This window comes from Chitinophaga filiformis (assembly GCF_023100805.1).
Classification (GTDB): Bacteria; Bacteroidota; Bacteroidia; order Chitinophagales; family Chitinophagaceae; genus Chitinophaga; species Chitinophaga filiformis_B.
Map to the genome: position 1 here is coordinate 6381075 of NZ_CP095855.1, position 19667 is coordinate 6400741.

The 19667-nt window shown below is 47.7% G+C and carries 22 protein-coding genes; 15 read left to right on the forward strand and 7 right to left on the reverse strand.

The annotated features are described in order from the left end of the window. Nucleotides 1-102: 102 nt before the first annotated feature. Nucleotides 103-393 carry a hypothetical protein gene (locus tag MYF79_RS24690; protein ID WP_247810495.1) on the reverse strand — a complete coding sequence of 97 codons (291 nt, stop codon included), beginning with the start codon at nt 391-393 and terminating at the stop codon, nt 103-105. Between the two features lie 385 nt (nt 394-778). On the opposite strand from MYF79_RS24690, the gene MYF79_RS24695 reads away from it, so the two are divergent. Next, nucleotides 779-2782: a GxGYxYP domain-containing protein gene (locus MYF79_RS24695; protein ID WP_247810496.1), complete on the forward strand. Its 2004-nt coding sequence runs from the start codon at nt 779-781 to the stop codon at nt 2780-2782. 221 nt (nt 2783-3003) lie between these two features. Here the strand turns inward: MYF79_RS24695 and MYF79_RS24700 are convergent, their stop codons facing one another. After that, nucleotides 3004-3603, reverse strand: a complete 600-nt coding sequence (locus MYF79_RS24700; protein WP_247810497.1) for a Crp/Fnr family transcriptional regulator — start codon at nt 3601-3603, stop codon at nt 3004-3006. Nucleotides 3604-3816: 213 nt separating this feature from the next. Here MYF79_RS24700 and MYF79_RS24705 point away from each other — a divergent pair, with 213 nt between their 5' ends. From MYF79_RS24705 to MYF79_RS24715, 3 genes are all read left to right on the forward strand, one after another. After that, nucleotides 3817-4728 (forward strand): SDR family oxidoreductase, encoded by a 912-nt coding sequence (locus tag MYF79_RS24705; protein WP_247810498.1) that lies wholly within the window; start codon nt 3817-3819, stop codon nt 4726-4728. A gap of 149 nt (nt 4729-4877) precedes the next feature. Continuing rightward, on the forward strand, nt 4878-5738 hold the full coding sequence (locus MYF79_RS24710; RefSeq protein WP_247810499.1) for an AraC family transcriptional regulator: 861 nt from the start codon (nt 4878-4880) through the stop codon (nt 5736-5738). A 108-nt stretch (nt 5739-5846) separates the two neighbouring features. Continuing rightward, nucleotides 5847-6461 (forward strand): class I SAM-dependent methyltransferase, encoded by a 615-nt coding sequence (locus MYF79_RS24715; protein ID WP_247810500.1) that lies wholly within the window; start codon nt 5847-5849, stop codon nt 6459-6461. Between the two features lie 29 nt (nt 6462-6490). Here the strand turns inward: MYF79_RS24715 and MYF79_RS24720 are convergent, their stop codons facing one another. Continuing rightward, on the reverse strand, nt 6491-6829 hold the full coding sequence (locus MYF79_RS24720) for a winged helix-turn-helix transcriptional regulator (protein WP_247810501.1): 339 nt from the start codon (nt 6827-6829) through the stop codon (nt 6491-6493). A gap of 133 nt (nt 6830-6962) precedes the next feature. Between MYF79_RS24720 and MYF79_RS24725 the strand changes: the two genes are divergently transcribed. Continuing rightward, nucleotides 6963-7355 carry a DoxX family protein gene (locus MYF79_RS24725; protein WP_247810502.1) on the forward strand — a complete coding sequence of 131 codons (393 nt, stop codon included), beginning with the start codon at nt 6963-6965 and terminating at the stop codon, nt 7353-7355. 177 nt (nt 7356-7532) lie between these two features. Here the strand turns inward: MYF79_RS24725 and MYF79_RS24730 are convergent, their stop codons facing one another. Continuing rightward, complete coding sequence (locus MYF79_RS24730) at nt 7533-8114, reverse strand: PhnA domain-containing protein (RefSeq protein ID WP_247810503.1); 582 nt, start codon at nt 8112-8114, stop codon at nt 7533-7535. A 130-nt stretch (nt 8115-8244) separates the two neighbouring features. On the opposite strand from MYF79_RS24730, the gene MYF79_RS24735 reads away from it, so the two are divergent. From MYF79_RS24735 to MYF79_RS24755, 5 genes are all read left to right on the forward strand, one after another. Continuing rightward, nucleotides 8245-8820 (forward strand): Crp/Fnr family transcriptional regulator, encoded by a 576-nt coding sequence (locus MYF79_RS24735; protein WP_247810504.1) that lies wholly within the window; start codon nt 8245-8247, stop codon nt 8818-8820. A 139-nt stretch (nt 8821-8959) separates the two neighbouring features. Beyond that, nucleotides 8960-9106, forward strand: a complete 147-nt coding sequence (locus tag MYF79_RS24740) for a hypothetical protein (RefSeq protein WP_247810505.1) — start codon at nt 8960-8962, stop codon at nt 9104-9106. A 75-nt stretch (nt 9107-9181) separates the two neighbouring features. Continuing rightward, nucleotides 9182-9592 carry a DUF4267 domain-containing protein gene (locus tag MYF79_RS24745; protein ID WP_247810506.1) on the forward strand — a complete coding sequence of 137 codons (411 nt, stop codon included), beginning with the start codon at nt 9182-9184 and terminating at the stop codon, nt 9590-9592. Then, nucleotides 9579-9911: a hypothetical protein gene (locus MYF79_RS24750; RefSeq protein ID WP_247810507.1), complete on the forward strand. Its 333-nt coding sequence runs from the start codon at nt 9579-9581 to the stop codon at nt 9909-9911. Before MYF79_RS24745 ends, MYF79_RS24750 begins: the two co-directional genes overlap by 14 nt. A gap of 149 nt (nt 9912-10060) precedes the next feature. Next, nucleotides 10061-12214, forward strand: a complete 2154-nt coding sequence (locus MYF79_RS24755; RefSeq protein ID WP_247810508.1) for a GH92 family glycosyl hydrolase — start codon at nt 10061-10063, stop codon at nt 12212-12214. Between the two features lie 625 nt (nt 12215-12839). Here MYF79_RS24755 and MYF79_RS24760 read toward each other — a convergent pair. Next, the gene (locus tag MYF79_RS24760) at nt 12840-13400 is read right to left on the reverse strand and encodes a hypothetical protein (protein WP_247810509.1); all 561 of its coding nucleotides are present in this window, start codon (nt 13398-13400) and stop codon (nt 12840-12842) included. A 90-nt stretch (nt 13401-13490) separates the two neighbouring features. Then, nucleotides 13491-14033, reverse strand: a complete 543-nt coding sequence (locus MYF79_RS24765) for a DinB family protein (protein ID WP_247810510.1) — start codon at nt 14031-14033, stop codon at nt 13491-13493. A gap of 181 nt (nt 14034-14214) precedes the next feature. Here MYF79_RS24765 and MYF79_RS24770 point away from each other — a divergent pair, with 181 nt between their 5' ends. Continuing rightward, nucleotides 14215-14784: a hypothetical protein gene (locus MYF79_RS24770; RefSeq protein WP_247810511.1), complete on the forward strand. Its 570-nt coding sequence runs from the start codon at nt 14215-14217 to the stop codon at nt 14782-14784. Between the two features lie 39 nt (nt 14785-14823). Here MYF79_RS24770 and MYF79_RS24775 read toward each other — a convergent pair whose 3' ends face one another. Beyond that, entirely contained in the window at nt 14824-15093 is a 270-nt protein-coding gene (locus MYF79_RS24775) for a hypothetical protein (RefSeq protein ID WP_247810512.1), read from the reverse strand. 121 nt (nt 15094-15214) lie between these two features. Between MYF79_RS24775 and MYF79_RS24780 the strand changes: the two genes are divergently transcribed. From MYF79_RS24780 to MYF79_RS24795, 4 genes are all read left to right on the forward strand, one after another. Next, on the forward strand, nt 15215-16261 hold the full coding sequence (locus MYF79_RS24780) for a hypothetical protein (RefSeq protein WP_247810513.1): 1047 nt from the start codon (nt 15215-15217) through the stop codon (nt 16259-16261). Nucleotides 16262-16482: 221 nt separating this feature from the next. Continuing rightward, a complete protein-coding gene (locus MYF79_RS24785) occupies nt 16483-17118 on the forward strand; it encodes an ABC transporter ATP-binding protein (protein WP_247810514.1) in 636 nt (211 codons plus the stop codon). Further along, nucleotides 17115-18245 carry a hypothetical protein gene (locus MYF79_RS24790; protein WP_247810515.1) on the forward strand — a complete coding sequence of 377 codons (1131 nt, stop codon included), beginning with the start codon at nt 17115-17117 and terminating at the stop codon, nt 18243-18245. The genes MYF79_RS24785 and MYF79_RS24790 overlap by 4 nt, the downstream gene beginning before the upstream one ends. Before the next feature lie 77 nt (nt 18246-18322). After that, a complete protein-coding gene (locus MYF79_RS24795) occupies nt 18323-19666 on the forward strand; it encodes a glycoside hydrolase family 27 protein (protein WP_247810516.1) in 1344 nt (447 codons plus the stop codon). Nucleotide 19667 lies beyond the last annotated feature (1 nt).

Genomic DNA, 19667 nt, shown 5'->3' on the forward strand with positions numbered 1-19667 from the left:
CTGTCAAAAAATGAGCAGCCTCTTTTCACTTTTTTTTACTTGTAGTCATGCAGGCACCCGCGGGGATGTTCATTTATTCCTGATACATCCGCTCTTCGATAACTACGGGTGTGTGTAAAGCCGGTATACCAGGGTTCCTGAAGGTGGCAAACCAGGACCGCCATCGGTATAACCGATCAGCACTAAAGTTCCATTGGTGGGATTGGTGTCGGCATCGCTTACGATTTCGGCATTTGCCAGGGTACTCCAGGCTACGAACTGGCCGGAAGGACTATACCAGGCATAGTTTATAATAGCCGTGCTTACCTTTTGCTCCTGCCGGGGAGCAAATGAACTGAACAACAACACCATGGTAAATAGTGAGATCGACAAAAGGGCTTTCATTTCTTTCATGTGAAACTGGGTTTTAATGATTAACAAAAAAGAGGGTATATCGATTACTATTTTGTTGTTCCTGAATACGAATACAATATCACGGGTACACTTTTCTCTGTGGCCTTAATATCAGTGGCGGGTTATATTAAGGATCGGGCTATAACGATTGTAATATACTGAAATTATTTTACAGCGCAACAGGTATCCGTTGTCACTTATACTTTCCCTTATTACATCTTTTTTCGTATATTTAAGCTGATATATCCTTATTGTGAACCCATCTCCATACAGTTAAAACTTGTTCAAATTTCGTTCACGTTATATTATGGTCTCAGAAACAGATTCTCATATGAATCACTTTATGTCACTTAAACCAAATTACTGATTGTAAAAACGTTAGCCTATGATCACACCAATTAACGGGACTGTCCGCCCGCTAACCGCATTTTTATTGCTCATCCAGTTGTTCATTACGCCGGCAATGGCACAGATAACCTGGCCTGCAGGACAACTCCTTCCCTCTTTTCCCGCTACGGCGCAGACCCAGGACCTTTTCATCCTGCGCGAAACATCTTCCCGCTGGGAAGCAGAAGGACCCTCGCTAAGTCATAAGACCGGAAGATTAGAAACAGACGGCTGGCTATGCCAGACCGGCATCGACGCCGCAGATGAGCACATGATCTACGGTCCCTACGACGCCAGCATTCCCGCAGGCCCCAATGTAGCCGAGTTCCGCATGAAGGTGGACAACAACACCGCCAATGACGATCCTGTTGTGGATGTAGATGTCAGGAACGCTACCAACGGCCAGCTTCTTGCCTCGAGAACCATCACGCGCAGGCAGTTCTCTATCGCGGGCGACTATGTGAACTTTACGTTACCATTTACACTCCCTGCCAATAATCAGTCCATCGAGCTCCGCGTGTACTGGCGCGGCACTTCCTATACGAAAGTGGACTGGGTGGGCGTTCAGCAGAATGCCTCTTCCGCAGAGATGTATCTGTTCGCATCCCTGAAGGGTATTGTTAACAGAACCCAGCCACGCCTTTTCTCTTATGAAGGAGATGCATTTGCAGAAGGACAATATACATGGCTGCGTTCCCTGGGATTAAGCTGGTCTGAAACCTCCGACAAATGGAGCCTTATCAGTAAATACCGTAGTGAAATATCAGGATTGATCGTCTACGACCCGGCACAGATACACACGGTCAACCTGGCCACCATGCTGGCGAAAGACCGGAAAGCGCTGATCGCTTCACCACTGCTGTTATCACGCTTAACTGCAGCCCCTTACAACCTGCCCATATTAGTGGACCTGCGGGGTCAATTCAGCAGCAAACTGCAGGTATACCAGTCCATCTACAACAACTACTGGCCCTCCCTCGATCATCGCGTGCTGATAGGCCTGAACCCTGAGATCCATAAAGCGGCGCTCCGTGAATACGCAGTAGCAACAGGGCTTGCTACCATCTGGCTGGATCCCAACGTAGCCGGTGAAAGTGAATTGCTGAACAGCTTTTTAGGTTCCATGCCGGCCGGCTCCAATTATATGGGATGGTGGCAGGACGAAGGCTCCGGTGTTGAAAGGGCGTCAAGATATGGTGTTGCCACTGTTGCCAGCGACTGGGCTACCAATCTCACCGTTCACAGCGGTATGCCCAGAACGGTCAATACGAAGCCAATGCCGGCCAAACCTGCCCTCCAAAACAAAATGTATGTGGCGTTTATATTGAGCGACGGCGACAATCTGCAATATGTCGAGCACCTGATGCGCAAATTGTGGGATAATCCTGACCGGGGCACTGTCCCCATCGGCTGGACAATTTCACCAGCTATGCTCGATGCAATGCCCGGAGCATTGAATTATTACTGGCAGAGTTCCACCAACAACGACAACCTGATCTCCGGTCCATCCGGCTACGGTTACGCTTATCCCAACAGCTGGCCCGATCAGGCACGTTTGAACCTGTTCGCGTCCAAAACAGACGAGTATAACCGTCGTGCAGGATTGAGGGTTATCACCATCTGGAACACCATTACAGGCGGTATTAACCAGAACGTAGGACAGGCATTTGCCGCCAATGCGCCTTATACGCTGGGCCTCACCGCCCAGAATACCGGCGGCGGGCTCACCATCTACAACAACAGTCTTCCGGGTATGGCGCTTTCCTGCAACTACTGCACCAATGAACAGGCCATGAAAGATCATATTACTTCCGCTTCCGCGGGATGGAATGGTACTTCGCCACGGTTCATCATAATACAGGCGCAGCCCTGGCAAAATGTAACGCCTACAAGCTTTAAGAACGTGGCTAATTCCCTTAACGCCAACTACGTAGTAGTGCGTCCCGATCATATATTCCAGCTTATCCGGGAAGCCAACGGTCTTCCGGTGAATCCGCAATAAGAATAAGGCATAAATGAAGCGGGTGTATTGTACTTTGGAGTGCCCCCAAAAAGTCAGACACTTTTGGGGACACTCCAAAGTACAATACACCCGCATTTATTTAGGTACCCGATGGCGTCAGCCAGTCGTTTAAGAAACTCTCCGGTCCATTTTACTTTTGATCTTTCTCCTTCTTTATGCTTAGCCCGTATATCTCACAAGACACTGCTTACCCGATACTGTTATCCTTCGGTTGCATCCTTCTGTTGCCTGAGGCGGGCCTGCCTCACACGTGTCAGCGTTTCTCTTGATACGCCAAGATAAGACGCTACCATGTGCAATGGCACACGCCTGAATATATCCGGGAAAGAGTTGATGAAGTTCTCGTATTTCTCTTCAACACTATAGCTGATGTTCATCATGATCCTTTCCATACTTGCGTCCAGGTTATTTTCCTTCAGCCTGTCCGAGAAGGCCCTGATGATAGGTATGGCGCTCATTATCTCATCAAAATCTTCCCGTTTCCACATGATGATATCAGTATCTTCCAGGGCGTCAATATTATATTTTGATGGCAGCTGCTTGTTATAACTATCATGCACCACGCTCCAGCTGTTCTCTGCGGCAAACCGCAGGATGTGCTCGGAACCGTCGTCTTTCAGCTGGAAGGTTCTCAACATGCCTTTTACAACAAATGCCTTATGACGGCACACCTCCCCTTCTTTCAAAAACAGCTGCCGCCTGCAGAGCTTCTTCACTATTGCCAGTGAACGCATGTATTTCAGCTCATCTTTGCTAAGCTCACCATAGGCAGTTATATAAGCTTCAAAATGATCAAACATTGATTAAGGCGTTTTAAACGGTCTTTGAGCCCTGTTCCTTGTCTTCCCGTGGATCTTCCCGGGCACAGCTCAATAATGCAAATTTAGGTCAAATGACCTCAAAAAATTGCGTCAAATCTCCTTGCTTCCTGCCTTGGTTCCTTCGCAATTTTGTGCCGTAAATGTTCCAACAGATTGTTTCAGGAATCGATTTATCAATTAAAATTACAAACTATGCGTGTTTTTGTCACTGGCGCCACAGGTTTTGTCGGTACAGCCGTTGTCCAGGAGCTGCTTGCAGCGGGCCACCAGGTATTGGGCCTGGCCCGTTCGGAGGAGGCTGTTGCAAAGCTCACCGCTGCCGGCGCTGAAGTACACAGGGGTACACTGGAAGACCTCGACAGACTCAGGGAAGCGGCGCTTGCTGCGGATGGTATCATCCACACGGCCTTCATCCACGACTTTTCCAACATGGCAGCCTCCGCTGCAACAGACCAGACGGCCATTACAACCTTTATCGAAGCCCTGGCAGGAACGGGCAAGCCCCTGGTAGTCACCTCAGGTATTGCCACCATCGGGGGCCTCGAAGGCGGCCGGCTGGGAACGGAAAAAGACGCTCCTAATCCCGAAACGCCGGGCAGGCACCGTGTTCGCTCTGAAGAGATCACACTGGCTGCCGCTGCCAGAGGGCTACGCGCTTCAGTAGTGCGGCTCCCCACATCCGTACACGATAAGGACGATCATGGCTTCGTTCCGGCCCTTATCAACATTGCCCGTAAGAAAGGCGTTTCCGCCTACATCGGGGAAGGGCGCAATCGCTGGCCGGCAGTACACCGCCTGGATGCTGCCCGTGTTTACAGACTGGCACTGGAGAAAGGAGCCGCCGGTACCAGGTTCCATGCCATTGGCGATGAAGGTATTCCTACCCGCGATATCGCCGCCGCCATCGGTAAGCAACTGGGACTGCCGGTGGTGTCCATACCACCCGCCGAAGCTGCAGACCATTTCAGCTGGCTGGGACATTTCTTCGCAGTGGACTGCCCCGCGTCCGGCACCCTGACGCAGGAATGGCTGGGATGGCAACCGGTACATCCGGGGCTGATTGAAGATCTCAGTAACGGAAGCTATTTTGGCGACGGAAAGTAAAAACTGAACCTTCCCCCTAAAAGCCCCTCTCAGGTACTTCAACCAGAGAGGGGCTTTTTTACAGATCGCCGGCAGCTGTCATTTACACCAGCAACGGATCTCCTTGTGGTAAAATCACTATCTTGCAACGTCATCAGTAACCAGGCCTCATGGAGAACATTCCCGTCAGGAATATTATTACAGTCGAAGAAGGGGAACCTTCTAACAACTTCAACATCCGCGACCTGCAGGAGCTACTCGCCGGGAAAGACATGATCCAGGAGCTTCACCGGCATAATTTCTTTTATGTACTGGCATTAAAAACAGGCGCAGGCAGGCATGATATAGATTTCACATCGTATGAGGTTGCCGGCAATACTGTTTTCTTTATGCGCCCCGGACAAGTACATCAGCTTACATTGAAAGCTGCCAGCACAGGTTACCTCATGTCATTTAAAGCCGACTTCTATACGCCGCAGGATAAGACGTCCAATCAACTATTACGCAAAGCAAGCGCCATGACGCATTATCGCCCGGATAATGAAGGATTCGAAAAGATCAATACCCCCTTAGCCAATATGTTCCGGGAATACAGCAGCAAACAGGAACAATACCAGGAAGTCATCAGGGCCAACCTGCATATCTTCTTCGTGGAACTGATAAGGCAATATAACAAAGCATCCTCCGCTAATGTTAACCTCTATACACAGGAACGGCTGGAAGAATTTGTATCGCTGCTGGAAACACATATCACTCATATTAAACAGGCCTCTGAATATGCTGATATGATGCACCTTTCTCTCTATCAGCTGAATGCCATCACAAAATCAACATTGGGCAAAACGTGCTCTGAAATGATCAATGAGCATATCATCCTGGAAGCAAAACGATACCTGCTGGCCACTTCCAGCCAGGTGAACCAGGTAGCGGACCAATTGGGCTATGAAGATGTCTCTTATTTTATCCGGTTCTTTAGAAAGCACACAGGACATACGCCGGAAATGTACAGACAACAGTTCAGATCAGCCTAACAGATCACCAGGTGCCACAACTTCGCACAAGTTCCATTCAATTACATTTCTGTCCTATCCCTGAAATGTTCATGTATCCTAGCTTTACCGGCAAATAACAACAATACTATGCAACAGAAATGGGATGAACGTTATAAAGAACCTGAATTTGCCTTTGGTAAAGCCCCTAATCTCTTTTTCAAAGAATGGCTTCCAAAATTCACCCCGGGCAAGATACTGATGCCGGCCGACGGAGAAGGACGTAATGGTGTTTTCGCAGCGCGGCTGGGATGGGAAGTGACAAGCTTCGATTATAGCATAGAAGGCCAGTCAAAGGCTTTACAACTGGCAAAAGAAAACCAGGTCAGGCTTGAATATATTGTGGGCGACTTTGATGATCTCCATTTTGAGAAAGAAACGTTCGATGCTATCGGGCTTATTTACGCGCATTTTTCAGCTGATAAAAAATCTCTCTTCCACAGGAAATTAAATGAGTATCTAAAACCCGGCGGTGTTATCATACTGGAAGCATTCAGCAGCAGGCACCTGTACTTCAACAACCTGGATCCGAAGGTAGGAGGCCCAAAAGAGATAGACATGTTATATTCCGAAGCGGAAATAAAGGCCGATTTTGACAACTATGAAATGCTGCAGCTGGCTGAGGAAGAAATTCAGCTGAATGAGGGCAAATATCATATTGGCAAAGGCGCCGTGATCAGGTTCGTAGGAAGAAAGATCAGGTAATGTTCACGATCATTCCCGGACATACCTGTTTACTTCCCCATGATCTCTTTGCGGTGTGCCAGCCCCCAGAAATGCAGTTCGTCCAGCACCTTTTCCAGGGACATACCATGCGCTGTGATCGAGTACTCCACAGCCGGCGGGAAGGTATCATGCGTTTCACGCTTTACCAGCTTATTGGCTTCTAAATGCTTTAATTCCTTAGACAGCATTTTATCGGTGATACCACCGACTTCCTTTGATATCTGTTTAAATCGCTTCGGACCAGCGTACAATGAGAATAAAATCAGCAGTTTCCATCGTCCTTCCAGCGCCTCCAGGGCATCTTTGATAGAAAGCATCGTTTTAGGGCATCCTTCCCGTGTCAGCATTTCTTATTTCTTTTAGCAGTTTACAGTGTTCACGTTACTATACTGATGGAAAGCGCTATCCGCCGGGATAGCGTTTTCTTCTGAAAAGCAAACATAGATACTTTTGAGCCGCTAACGAAAAATCCTTATTTGCATGACAAATCAACAGCCATCTTCCAGGGCACTGAATATCGTCCTCTGGATAGCGCAGGTATTCCTGGCAGCCGGTTTTCTCTGGGCGGCCGCTATGAAATTATTACAGCCTATCGAAAAACTGGCAGCCATGTGGCCATGGACCGGGGAAGTACCTTCCCTCATTGTAAGACTGCTCGGAATAATAGATCTCCTGGGCGCTCTCGGGCTAATACTACCTGCTTTACTGCGTATTAAACCAAGGCTTACGGCAACTACGGCGCTGGCCATCATTGCACTCATGATATGCGCCAGTGTCTTTCATATTGTACGGGGGGAAGCAGCTGCAATATGGTTCAACATCTTCTTTGCTGCTATTGCGGCATTCATAGCCTGGGGAAGAGGGAAAAAATAAAGGTCCCGCTTCAAGGAAGTCATTGACAATCGCCGGGAGGTACGTCAAACAAGAAAAATCCTTAATTAATTTAGTAACAGCAGTCCGTTCTGCAAACCTTACTAAACTAATTAAGGACTATAAATAATACAAACGCTATCAAAAATAAAATGTAAAATATCCAGGTAAATACACGCACTAACTCTGTTTCCTCACATACTGTGTCAGGATCACGATCACCTGCCCTTCTATTTTGCCCTCTATCTGCGCGGTATTGTTCTCTACCAGGCGGATATTCTTCACCACTGTACCCATTTTAGCATTCAGTGTAGAGCCTTTAACATCCAATGACTTGATAAGCACTACCGCGTCTCCGTCCTGCAGTACCTGACCGTTACAATCCTTGTGCAGCTCTACTGCGGCATCGTTCTCATGATCGCCGGTCGCTTTCGCCCAGGCCAGCCGCTCATCGTCCAGGTACATCATTTCCAGGTTCTCCATGGCCCAGCTTTCCTGCTTCAGGCGGTTCAGCATACGCCAGGAAACAACCTGGATGCCAGGCACCTCGCTCCACATGGTTTCCGATAAGAAGCGCCAATGATTGCTGTCCAATTCGGCCTTCTTTTCCAGCTGCGTCCTGCATGTATTACAGATAAGGATACTATTGTCTGCATCTGCACCTGAAGCAGGCGGCACCTCATAGATCTTTAAAGCCGCTGTCGATTTGCACAGTTCACATTGATTTTCACTTCTTTTCAGTAGTAGTTCGTCCAGTTTCATTGCTAGTTTTATAAAAATATGCGCGAATGTAAAGCTTTTGCCCTGGCAAAAAAGTGATATAATGCAGGTACGATGCTGCTCATAGCGCCCCAGGGGCTACCCGATCGCTTTTTTTGCTTATCTTACCTCCATGTATGCCAGCCTCATCTCAGCCATCGAATATTTCATCCGTCTTGACGATACGGAGAAGGAATTAATATCATCACTTGCCATTCCTAAAACATTTGCAAAAGGTGATTATTTTTTGCGGGAAGGCCAGGTATGCCGTGAGGTGGGCTTTATTGAAAAGGGACTGATCCGCTATTACATGACCAACAACAATGGCGAAGAGATCACCCAGTCCTTCGGTAAGGAAAACGAATTCACCTGCAATTATCAAAGCTTTCTCGATCACTCTGTATCCACATTGGCCATCCAGTGCCTGGAGCCCAGCGAAATACTGGTCATCCCCTACAATAACCTGCAAAGGATATATGAAGAGGTGAAAGAGGGGCAGAAATTCGGCCGGCTTGCCTGCGAATATATCTACCTGCAGGCGACAAGCCAGTTAAGATCTATGTATACGGATAACCCCGAACAGCGCTATATCAATTTCGTAAATAACTATCCGGATCTGCAACAGCGGGTACCCCAGTATTATATTTCCTCCTTTGTCGGCGTGAAGCCGCCCTCGCTGAGCCGTATAAGAAAAAGACTTATCTTATGATTTATAACCCGGAGCAGCGCTATATCAATTTCGTAAACAACTACCCGGATCTGCAACAGCGGGTGCCTCAGTATTATATTTCCTCCTTTGTCGGTGTGAAGCCGCCCTCGCTGAGCCGTATAAGAAAAAGACTTATCTTATGATTTATAACCCGGAGCAGCGCTATATCAATTTCGTAAACAACTATCCGGATCTGCAACAGCGGGTGCCTCAGTATTATATTTCCTCCTTTGTCGGCGTGAAGCCGCCCTCGCTGAGCCGTATAAGAAAAAGACTTGCCTTATGATTTATTAACCTGGGTGAACGAACAGGTCTGAGGGCGATCCTACCTTTGATACATCAATTCAAAAATGTATCAAAAATGAAAAAAACAAGTGCTGCAATCGCTTATGGGCTCACCTTCATTACCGGTTCGCTGCTCATATTTATCGGCGCCCGCTTTTTCCTCTCACCCGATGTAGCTGAGCATGCCTTTGGTATACAGACTGTTACCGGCAACGATTTTTCCTTTCATTACATCAAAGGCATACGGGATCTTTCGGTTGGCATTGCCATACTGGCGATGCTGCTGACACGTACCCAAAGGGGCCTGGCTATCCTGTTGCTGGCCGGATCTCTCGTTCCGGTCACCGATTTCCTGGTCGTGCTGAACGCTCCCACCCATCTTACATCACAATTGTATCCTCATTTAACGGCCATTGTACTTGGCCTGCTGCTCGGATGCTATTATCTCTTCACCAAACCTCAACCTGCTTCATATGTTGCTCTTTAATACCATACTCCTGATCCACTTTTTGTGTTTTGCCATCTACTTATGTGTACTACTGGCCCAATGGCGGGATTATGATACCCGTGTGCGGAACGCCTCCGGCCTGATCCTGGGTATCATTCTGCTGATCAGTGGTATAGCGCTGGTAGCATTGAAATATCCTCACGTGAACTACTATAAAATTGTTCCTAAAACCAGCTTATTTGCACTGGTCACTATTATCAATATTCGTTTCACCGGGAAGCCATATACAAAGCAGGCCTATTATGCACTGATAGCCATTGCCATACTGGCCGCATGTATTGCTGTATACCGTGTTTAAGGCATTAGTTCCGGTTTTAGGTAAGCGTGTGTCAGGATAAGTTCCATACTTTTTTCTGACACACGCTTTGTTATAGTCCCCCTGATTTCTATATTTAACCCCTAATAGGCAAATATTGCCATACTCAGGTCAATAAACTTTTCAAAATTATGAGGAATTCCACCGCAGGTCCTTTCATGCTTGGGCTTGCCATGCTATTTGCTGCCACGTCAGGTAAAGGGCAGTCGCCAGGCAGCTACACGAAATATGTCAATACTTTCGTGGGCACAGCGCCGCTTACAGATCCGAAGATCCTGGGCTACCAGTTACCGGAAGGCTGGCGCTCCTGGGCAGGCCTTACATTTCCCGGCAGCTCTTTGCCGAATGCGATGGTACAGTTAAGTCCGATGACAGAATACGGATCAGGCGCCGGATATGAATACGAGGATACCGTTATCCTGGGCTTTACGCATACCAACAAAGGACACTGGAATCTATGTAACATTCCCATCCTGCCGCTTTCCAATCCGGGCGCTACATTCGGCTCGAGGTTCTCGCACAAAAAAGAAAGTGCCTCCCCTGGCTTTTACCAGGTGTACCTGGACGACTACAACGTAAACGTCAATCTGACCTCCACGCTGAGATGCGGCTATCATCAGTACACCTATAAAAACAACGCAGGAAGACAGATACTCTTTGACCTGGCCAAAGCCAACAACAGGATCTCCGACTGGCATATTGAACAAGCGGGCACCTCAGCTGTACAGGGCTATCAGCGTGCAGGCGGTAATATCTACTTCTATGCCGTACTGAACACCCCTATAGAAAAACTGGAAAAAAACCAGGAAGGCCAGCTTAACGGTTATGCCATCGTTCATGTAAAGGACGGCAGCAATGGTCCTGTTGAACTGAAAATAGGATTATCATTCGTCAGCACGGAAAATGCGAAGCAGAACCTTGAACAGGAGATCGGCAACAGATCATTTGCCGATATCCGTAGTGAAGCGAACCGTACATGGGAAAAATTACTATCCTCCATACAGGTAAAAGGCGGTACTGAAAAACAAAGAAGGATGTTCTATTCCTGCCTGTACAGGTCATTCCTCTGGCCGGCCTTACGCAGTGATGTAAACGGGGAATTCACGGATGCAAAAGGCAAAGTGACCAAAGCCGGTTTTAACTACTATACCGAGCCTTCTCTCTGGGACACCTACCGCAACAAAGATGTGCTGTTGGGACTGATCTCTCCCCAGGTAACGCTCGACGTCATCAAATCCATGAAAGACGTGGGCGATAAAACAGGATTCATCCCCACCTTCTTCCATGGCGACCATGGCGCGTCTTCCATTGCAGGGGCCTATCTCCGGGGTATCGACAACTTTGACGTGAAAGGCACCTATGAAATATTACTGAGGAATGCCAATGTAGAAGGCGCCCGTCCGCACCTGAAAGAGTACATTGAAAAAGGTTATATCTCCGATCCGGATATTGCAGATCCGCATGTAGAAACAAAGGCAGCAGCAGGCGTATCTAAAACACTGGAATATTCCTACGACGACTATTCCCTTGCCCAGATAGCCAAAAAGCTGGGCGATACCGCCAATTACCGGATACTGATGGCAAGATCCAAAAACTACAGGAATATGTTTGATCCCGGCACACGCTTTATGAGAGGAAGACTGGCGGACGGATCCTGGATCAAAAACTTCAATCCGCAGTACCCCTACTACGAATATATGTACCGGGAAGCCAATGCATGGCAGGTCTCCTTCTTCGCCCCTCATGATATGAAAGGCCTGATCGAACTGTATGGCGGAGCGAAAGGATTTGAATCCAAACTGGATTCTCTCTTCACCCTTCCATGGAACCCGCAGTACATTGCCAGGAATGTGGAAACCATGATAGGCCAGTATTGCCATGGCAATCAGCCAGACCATGAAGCGCCCTTTGCCTATTATTTCATCGGTAAACCGGAAAAATCACAAAAGATGATCGACACCATCCTCAATAGCCTGTACGGCATTGGAGAAGAAGGTATCGCCCTCTGCGGAATGGATGATGCAGGAGAGATGTCGGCATGGTATGTATTAAGCGCTTCGGGCCTGTATACGTATTCCGCTACCGATCCTGAATACCTTGTAACCGTTCCGCTTTTCGACGAAGTGAAATGGCGGACCAGCACCGGCAAGCTGCTGACCCTAACAAAAAAGGGAAAAGGCAGAGCCCTTACAGCCATCAGCGTGAACGGAAAAGAACAGAAAGGATACTTCGTACCTCATGACCTCTTCAGGAATGGCGGGAAGATTGAGATCGTTACCAAATAAAACAACGGAAAAAACAGAAAATTAAAGAAAAGGTACTTCATATCTCGTGACTTGTCCGGGATTGATAAGCAGATTGAAATGGTCACGATATCCTGTTCTGATCCACAACAACAGAAAGAGGCTATCTCCTGTCTATACAAACAGCAGATAGCCTCTTTTTTTTCGCCTCTATAAAATGAGGGCATAAAAAATGTAAAAGACGTCGGTAAAAGAAGCCACCCAACAACCCAACAACCCAATAACTCAATAACTCAATAACCTAATAATCTAATAACTCAATAACCCAATCAGCAGCCAGGAAAGGCTGCAGGTGGAGATTCCTGGCCTAAGTTATTTGAAGCATGCTGACATGCTTCACCAGGGGTTAAATCGACAAACCGATGCCCAACCAACCTACCAAAGCCAAATACCTGGAATGCTTCAAAGAACTCAGCCAGGGGTCCCACCTGCGAGCCTTTCCGGTAAGCCACCACAACAACACCATTACGCCTTGTGATATGGACGACAATAACCAATATCAGCAGCCTTTCTGTTTAGCCCACCATCACAACACCAATTCGCCTTGTGATATGGACGGCAATAATTCAGTCCGAACAACTAAGCTTCCGGCACCTCACATATGTAATCAAGGACGCCCTTTCGGCTTAGGGATCACCTTTGTACCCTGCAGCTCAGGTATATAAACCCCATTCACCTTCTTATCTATTTTCTCAGTATAAGCGGCATCAAATACAATACGCCCTTTTTTGATCTCGTAGAACTTCGCCGGAACGTAATACATTGAATCCGCAGCAGGATAAGCCTCGGTCAGCTCACTTCCGCCGAACTCCAGCAACTCATCATGGTCCCAGTCTTTGATATCAGAAGCCACGGCCGTCATCAGCGAATCAGCCACCGAGTTATTAATACCGAATATAACCAGCTTATTCCTGCCCGGATTAGCTGTAACCTCTAAAAACAAAAATACATTGCCACCATCCTCCATCAGGCGGTTACGTTTGCTTTTATAAACAATATTGTCTGAAGCAAATTTGAAGGTCTTGTTGCCATTCACAATGATAGTGCCTTTGTACACCGCAATTTTCTGTTGTTTGCTGCTTGTAAAGTGCAGATTGTCCTCTGCCTTCTGGGCAAAAGCCGGTAGGCCGATGAACAGCAGCAGTAGATGTCTGAGTTGAAGATGCATAGGAATATTTTTTAATCAGGTGCCGAACTTAAACAATTTTTCCCGAACCATATCATTCACAAAGCGGGGATTTTTACAAGGTGGGCAACCTCACCTCACCAGGTGAGGAAAAAGCTTCTCATCGATCCTTTTCTTTTGTCGCAGATGATGCCTCATATGCATTTCCGCAAACTGCAGCCATTCAAAGGCATCAAAGAACGCAAACCCCGGATGTTCTGTTTTTCCGAGTGCGGTTGACAGGTCAATGTTATCAAACAAGCTATTCACTTCTGCTTTAATAGATGTCAGCGCCTGCACTAATTCATCCTTACTTTGCGGCGGTGTTAAATTGATATCGTTAAACGGATTCTCAAGCGCCATATCGGGGAAATCATTGTTCTGAAACATGATCCTGGCACGTGAACGCATACTTCTTTCAGCATAGCGGTTCTTTGATGCCAGCGCCGCTTTCATCTGCTCCAGGTAGAAATTGGTATCTTCTATAATGTGCACATACACCTGTCCCAGCGACCACCCATCAGCCTGCGGCTGTTGAAGCAGCATGTCGATTGAATAGTGTTCCAGTTGATCTATCCAATGCTGTGTAGTATGATTGAATTGTATAAGTAAGGCTTTTACTTTGCTGGTTTCCATATAAAATTGGGGTTTAATATCCCTGTATATCAACTGCAATTTATCATTTAACACAATTCATCCCAAAGATATTAACGCGCTCATCAGGAAGAACAGTAACCATTGAATAACAATCAGTTAACCAACATGCAGGTAAATAGTTCCTACCTTTATTGCACTATTACCAACTAAACGCTGAACGATGAAAAAATACCTATTGCCAACGGCAGCACTACTGTGCTGTATATTGTCATATGGCCAGCAGAACAGTACGCTCAGTGAAGTGGCCACTCTTCTATTCAGAAATGCAAAAACGAATTTAACAACAGCAGAAAAAAACCAGATCGCCACGAAACTTGGCTTCGTTCTTTCAGGCAATAGAGAGCTTCCTTTTGCCCAGGACATGGAGAGCAGGGCTTATCCATTTAACGCCATCGTTTATCCGACCGACCTGAATAAGGACGGTAAACAGGAGATCTTTGTCTGGTTTGGCAACTCCTACACGTCAGGCAGTGCAGGCTCCAGTATCTCGCTGTTCATTAAAAATTCCGGCGGCGCTTATATAGATCATCTTGGCTTTCCCGGGCTTGCGCCCGACGTGCTGACCACGGTCAGCAAGGGATATCCTGACCTCCTTATCGGAGGCCCCGGGTTAGAATTCCCCGTGCTGAGATGGAATGGCAGAACATACGCCAATTTCCAATCCGTCAGGAACGAGGATTATGACAAGCTGAAGAAAACGGGTGTAGAGGCCTTCGTCGTAAAAGAGTAATTGCCCGGCCAACTTACAGCTACCGGCCTGTCGTTCCTGTTAACAATGGTCCGGCAGGGGGATATTATTGACAGAGATCAGGCTGTCCAGCCTGATCACAAGCCCGTTATCCATCCTCATATATTCCACTTTGTTCAGGGCATATACGTCTGCAATACGTGCGCTAAGGTCCTGCTCTTCGCCTGCTTCATCTCTGAATACGATCCTGCAAATAGTGCGCATGGTTGCCCAGGCCTCCAGTCGGTCATAGTAATTGCAATCAATTGGCTGATACGGCATATCTGGCATGTCCATTAATTTACTTAGCATAAAGTTACCTTTTGCCCGCTTATTTTTCCAACAATTATCCGATGCAGACCGCTCATAAAGCGTAACGCTTCCCCCGCAGACATTTTACTAATTTGGAAGCACCAACAATAAAGGCTATACTATGAAGACATTGTTCCTATCGCTTTACCTGCTGGCCGCCGGTTGCCTTACACCGGTCTTCGCTGCCCGGCTGGAAAGGGTAAATCAATTATCTGCAGGCGGACCATTACCCGCTTCCCTCTCCGATACCAATCTCACTATGTTCGGGCGTGGCATGTATCCCGGAGATGATACGACTTATGAGCACCTGAGGAATTCCGGTTTCAATACCGTGATCCTCTCCAGCTTCTACATCCACGCCAATGGAGACGTTTATTCCGGTGATGACCACAGGAATCCTGTCATACATGACGGTCAGTATGTAGGGAACAAAGCGTGGCTCAAATACGTAGCCTCGCTGAAGCAACAGCCTTCCTCTGTAACACGTATTGAAATATTGCTGGAAGGCAGGTGGTACAATCAGCCGCCCAATACGTACGACTACATACAGGACTGGTATGACTCCACCCGCACTGTGGACGGCATTGTAACAGGCATCGGTCCTAACAGCACCTTGTACAAGATCATCCGGGTGATGAAGGAAGACATCGGCGTAGATGCTATCTGTATCGATGATGAATCTGTATACAACAGCGAATCCATCGCCAAACTGGGAGAACTGGCGGGCCATCTCAACCTGCATATGACACTATGCCCTTTTAGGAAAACCGAATACTGGAAAGACATCATCTGCCGTTCCCAGCCCGGCCTGATAGACGCCATCTACCTGCAATGTTATGATGGCGGCAGGTTCAATGTGCCTGGTACCTGGAAGAACAAGCTACAGACCATGCTTCCGGTATATCCCATCTTCCTTTGCCGTGGCGCCTTCAGTACCTGCAACCCGGTACACAACAGTAAAACACCGGCCGATATCAAAGCTGAAATGATCAGGTTCAGAAAGGATTATCCCGAAATGAACGGCGGCGCTATCTGGCAGATGGCGGATGTAAAAAACTATATCAGGAATAACTGCGCTGTGCAATATCCGGAATCCGGCACATCCACCACATTAAGCCAGTATATCCTCGACCTCCGGAATAGCCTGAAGGACGGTCTTAGCGAATAGATCCTGCCACGCTTTCAATACAGGCAAACATATTTTCTATAGAAGGCCTTGTGTTCAACAGACACAGGGCCTTTCTTATATACCTCCCAGGGTAGCGACAATTTTGTACTGATCTGGCATCCCATGGTTAAATATTTCTTAAAATGACCATTTACAGACGGGGGCATTAGCAGCAGCACAGGGATCATACTATATTTAGGCCATCACTGAAATCCCGATATATGCTGCAACTGGCAGATTTCGAAAAGGCGTACAACCACACGCCCGTCCTGCAAATTCCCCGGCTCGAAATAGGACCGGGCATCTACTGGATCAAAGGAGCCAATGGCTCGGGAAAGAGCACATTGCTAAAGGCGATTGCCGGTATTATTGACTTCTCAGGAAATATCCTGCTGAATGATACCAGTATCAAGAGGCAGGCGGTCGACTATCGCCGGCGTATCAGTTTTGCGGAAGCCGAACCAGTGTTCCCGGAATTCCTGACGGGCAGGGAAATGATAGCGCTTTTTATGACTGCCCGGCAGGCACCCGCCGGACAAGCAAGTCCTTACCTGGAAAGCATGCAGATGCAGGCATACCTCGATCAGCCTTTAGGCGCCTATTCCAGCGGTATGCTGAAAAAGCTGTCACTCCTGCTGGCATTTATAGGTACGCCCAGCCTGATATTGCTCGATGAACCACTGATCACTTTAGACACAGCCTCACTGGCGATTCTTTACGACTGGATCAGGGAAAGACAAGCGGCCCAGGGCACTTCCTTCCTTCTCTCCTCGCACCAGGCACTGGAACAAAACACCCTGCACATCAGCGGCACGCTTCAGGTGGCAGATAAAACCGTAAAATGGCTTCCGGCATGATCTCTCCGCTCACTATCGTACTGACTAAAATATTCTCCCGCGGCTTCTACCGGGCAAATGCAGGATCGCTGCTGTTCTTTTTTGTGGTGGTGATCAGTTACGCCATTTTTATCACACCTGCAGGCACCATGTCGCACGAAACCTTCCAGTTATACGAGGTGATTGTGATGATGACATTGATCAGCAACCCGGTAGCAATGAGCGTGATCTTCTTTGCCTGGCTGCTGTATACCATAAAAAGCTGGCAATATGTAACAGGGCAACTGACCGCTGCGGAAAATGGCTTCCTGTACTATAGCAGTACAGCATTGAGTAAATTCAGGCAAGTCCGCAGCTGGTGGTGGATGCAGTTCGTGATCACACTACCCCTTACAAGCTACGGACTTTTATCTGTCGGATTCGGCATCATTTATCATCACTATCTGCTGCCCTTGATCACCATATTGTACCTGTTCCTGCTCATCACCGTCAGCGCTGCACTTTATGTGTGGCTGGCCAATCGCCTGTCGGCCGGTACACCTGCCACTGTTAGCCTGCGATTGCCCATACGCTGGAAGAAACCCTTCTTTAGCCTGTTCCTTTATCACATCGTTCATAAGATCAAACTGGGAGCGCTGCTCACTAAAATATTCTCTCTTTTCTGTCTTGCCAGCGGCGCTTATTCACTCTTCAGCGGCAACCGCCATGATACCCGTGTTGCCGGACTGCTGGTACTCACTGCTACAACCGGTCATCTTTACCTGCTCTACCAGGAGCATCGTTTTGAAGTAATGACACTGGCCTTTTCCAGGACCTTCCCTTATAGCCGTAACCGGCATTTCCTGTATATGGTGTTGCGCTATTTGTTGTTATTCCTGCCGGAGATCGTTTTCCTGGTTGCTACCACTCCCCCACCTATGGCCATCCTGCTGCCAGTATACGCCATCAGCGTCATGTTGTGCTTCCGGAGCTTATTATATTGGCTGGGACTGAATATGAATATTTACCTGCCGTTGATTTTCGGGTTATATATAGTCCTCTTCTGGCTGATCATGTACGGATATCTATGGCAGTCTGCTGCTGTAATGTTACTCCTTGCCTATGGGCTTTTCTACGCCAGGTACTATAAATTAGCGCCTGCTGAGTAAACAGCAACCCTGACTGCGACTATAAAAAATATCATTTAAATGTCCTTTTAACACTTTTTTATTACTACTTTGGAGTAATGAAAAACACGATACTGATCATTGCCTTTGTTCTTTCAGGTTGTACTGCATTTGCACAACAAAAGAGCGATTTCCACACCTGGGCAGCCACGCCTCCGATGGGATGGAACAGCTGGGATTGTTATGGCCCTACTGTTACTGAGACCGAAGTAAAAGCCAATGCCGACTACATGTCGCGTTACCTGAAAAAATACGGATGGGAATACATTGTTGTAGACATCCGCTGGTATGTGGCCAACGACAAATCCCACGGTTATAATGAAAATAATCCCGACTACAATATAGACGCATACGGCCGCTTCATACCATCTGTCAATCGCTTTCCTTCCGCTGCAGGCGGTAAAGGCTTTAAGCCGCTGGCCGATTATCTGCATAGCAAGGGACTGAAATTCGGTATCCATATTATGCGGGGTGTGCCGGTGATCGCTGTAAAACAGGGACTGCCCATTAAAGGAAGTAAAGCCACTGCCAGAGATATTTATACCGAAAAGGACCAGTGCAAATGGCTGCATGATATGTATACCATTGTTCCCGGTAAAGAGGGTGCACAGGAATACTACAACTCTATCTTCGAGCTATATGCCTCCTGGGGACTTGATTTCGTAAAAGTGGATGACCTGTCTGCCCCTATTTACTTCGCGGAGGAAATAGAAATGATCCGGAAAGCCATTGCGCGTACCGGCCGTAAGATCGTGCTAAGCACCTCTCCCGGAGAAACGCCGGTTGCACAGGGGGCGCATGTACAGCAACATGCGAATATGTGGCGTACCGTGAATGATTTCTGGGATAACTGGAAGCCATTGAACGAGCATTTCGAAGTATTTGAGCGCTGGAATCAATGGCGTGCGCCAGGTGCATGGCCCGATGGAGATATGTTGCCGCTGGGACGTATCGGCATCCGCGCAGAAGTAGGAAATCCGCGTATGACTGCTTTCACACACGATGAACAGTACACCCTGATGACACTCTGGTCTATTTTCAGATCGCCGCTGATGTTTGGCGGGAACCTGCCCGATAATGATCCTTTCACACTTTCCCTGATAACGAACAAAAACGTATTGTCTGTCCTGAACAAGAGTAAGAACAATAAGCCCGTTCTTACTGACGCCACCAGGGCAATCTGGACAGCAGAACCGACCGACAAAGCAGGTAAATACCTGGCTGTGTTCAACAGAACAGAGCAGAAAATGGCCATTACAGTTGAGCTCTCATCTTATGGCTTCCAGTCTCCGGTTACCATTACAGATCTCTGGACGGGTAAAGTACTGGGCCAATTCACCGGCACTTTTGCGCCGGATATCAATGCCCATGGAACGGGATTGTATCTCGTTTCGGGTAAATAGA

Coding starts and splice junctions, on each gene's coding strand:
- MYF79_RS24760 (WP_247810509.1), bottom strand. CDS start 13,400: ATGCATCTTCAACTCAGACATCTACTGCTGCTGTTCATCGGCCTACCG.
- MYF79_RS24795 (WP_247810516.1), top strand. CDS start 18,323: ATGAAAAACACGATACTGATCATTGCCTTTGTTCTTTCAGGTTGTACT.
- MYF79_RS24745 (WP_247810506.1), top strand. CDS start 9,182: ATGAAAAAAACAAGTGCTGCAATCGCTTATGGGCTCACCTTCATTACC.
- MYF79_RS24790 (WP_247810515.1), top strand. CDS start 17,115: ATGATCTCTCCGCTCACTATCGTACTGACTAAAATATTCTCCCGCGGC.
- MYF79_RS24705 (WP_247810498.1), top strand. CDS start 3,817: ATGCGTGTTTTTGTCACTGGCGCCACAGGTTTTGTCGGTACAGCCGTT.
- MYF79_RS24775 (WP_247810512.1), bottom strand. CDS start 15,093: ATGCTAAGTAAATTAATGGACATGCCAGATATGCCGTATCAGCCAATT.
- MYF79_RS24785 (WP_247810514.1), top strand. CDS start 16,483: ATGCTGCAACTGGCAGATTTCGAAAAGGCGTACAACCACACGCCCGTC.
- MYF79_RS24750 (WP_247810507.1), top strand. CDS start 9,579: ATGTTGCTCTTTAATACCATACTCCTGATCCACTTTTTGTGTTTTGCC.
- MYF79_RS24725 (WP_247810502.1), top strand. CDS start 6,963: ATGACAAATCAACAGCCATCTTCCAGGGCACTGAATATCGTCCTCTGG.
- MYF79_RS24700 (WP_247810497.1), bottom strand. CDS start 3,603: ATGTTTGATCATTTTGAAGCTTATATAACTGCCTATGGTGAGCTTAGC.
- MYF79_RS24690 (WP_247810495.1), bottom strand. CDS start 393: ATGAAAGAAATGAAAGCCCTTTTGTCGATCTCACTATTTACCATGGTG.
- MYF79_RS24765 (WP_247810510.1), bottom strand. CDS start 14,033: ATGGAAACCAGCAAAGTAAAAGCCTTACTTATACAATTCAATCATACT.
- MYF79_RS24730 (WP_247810503.1), bottom strand. CDS start 8,114: ATGAAACTGGACGAACTACTACTGAAAAGAAGTGAAAATCAATGTGAA.
- MYF79_RS24695 (WP_247810496.1), top strand. CDS start 779: ATGATCACACCAATTAACGGGACTGTCCGCCCGCTAACCGCATTTTTA.
- MYF79_RS24735 (WP_247810504.1), top strand. CDS start 8,245: ATGTATGCCAGCCTCATCTCAGCCATCGAATATTTCATCCGTCTTGAC.
- MYF79_RS24710 (WP_247810499.1), top strand. CDS start 4,878: ATGGAGAACATTCCCGTCAGGAATATTATTACAGTCGAAGAAGGGGAA.
- MYF79_RS24740 (WP_247810505.1), top strand. CDS start 8,960: ATGATTTATAACCCGGAGCAGCGCTATATCAATTTCGTAAACAACTAT.
- MYF79_RS24720 (WP_247810501.1), bottom strand. CDS start 6,829: ATGCTGACACGGGAAGGATGCCCTAAAACGATGCTTTCTATCAAAGAT.
- MYF79_RS24715 (WP_247810500.1), top strand. CDS start 5,847: ATGCAACAGAAATGGGATGAACGTTATAAAGAACCTGAATTTGCCTTT.
- MYF79_RS24780 (WP_247810513.1), top strand. CDS start 15,215: ATGAAGACATTGTTCCTATCGCTTTACCTGCTGGCCGCCGGTTGCCTT.
- MYF79_RS24755 (WP_247810508.1), top strand. CDS start 10,061: ATGAGGAATTCCACCGCAGGTCCTTTCATGCTTGGGCTTGCCATGCTA.
- MYF79_RS24770 (WP_247810511.1), top strand. CDS start 14,215: ATGAAAAAATACCTATTGCCAACGGCAGCACTACTGTGCTGTATATTG.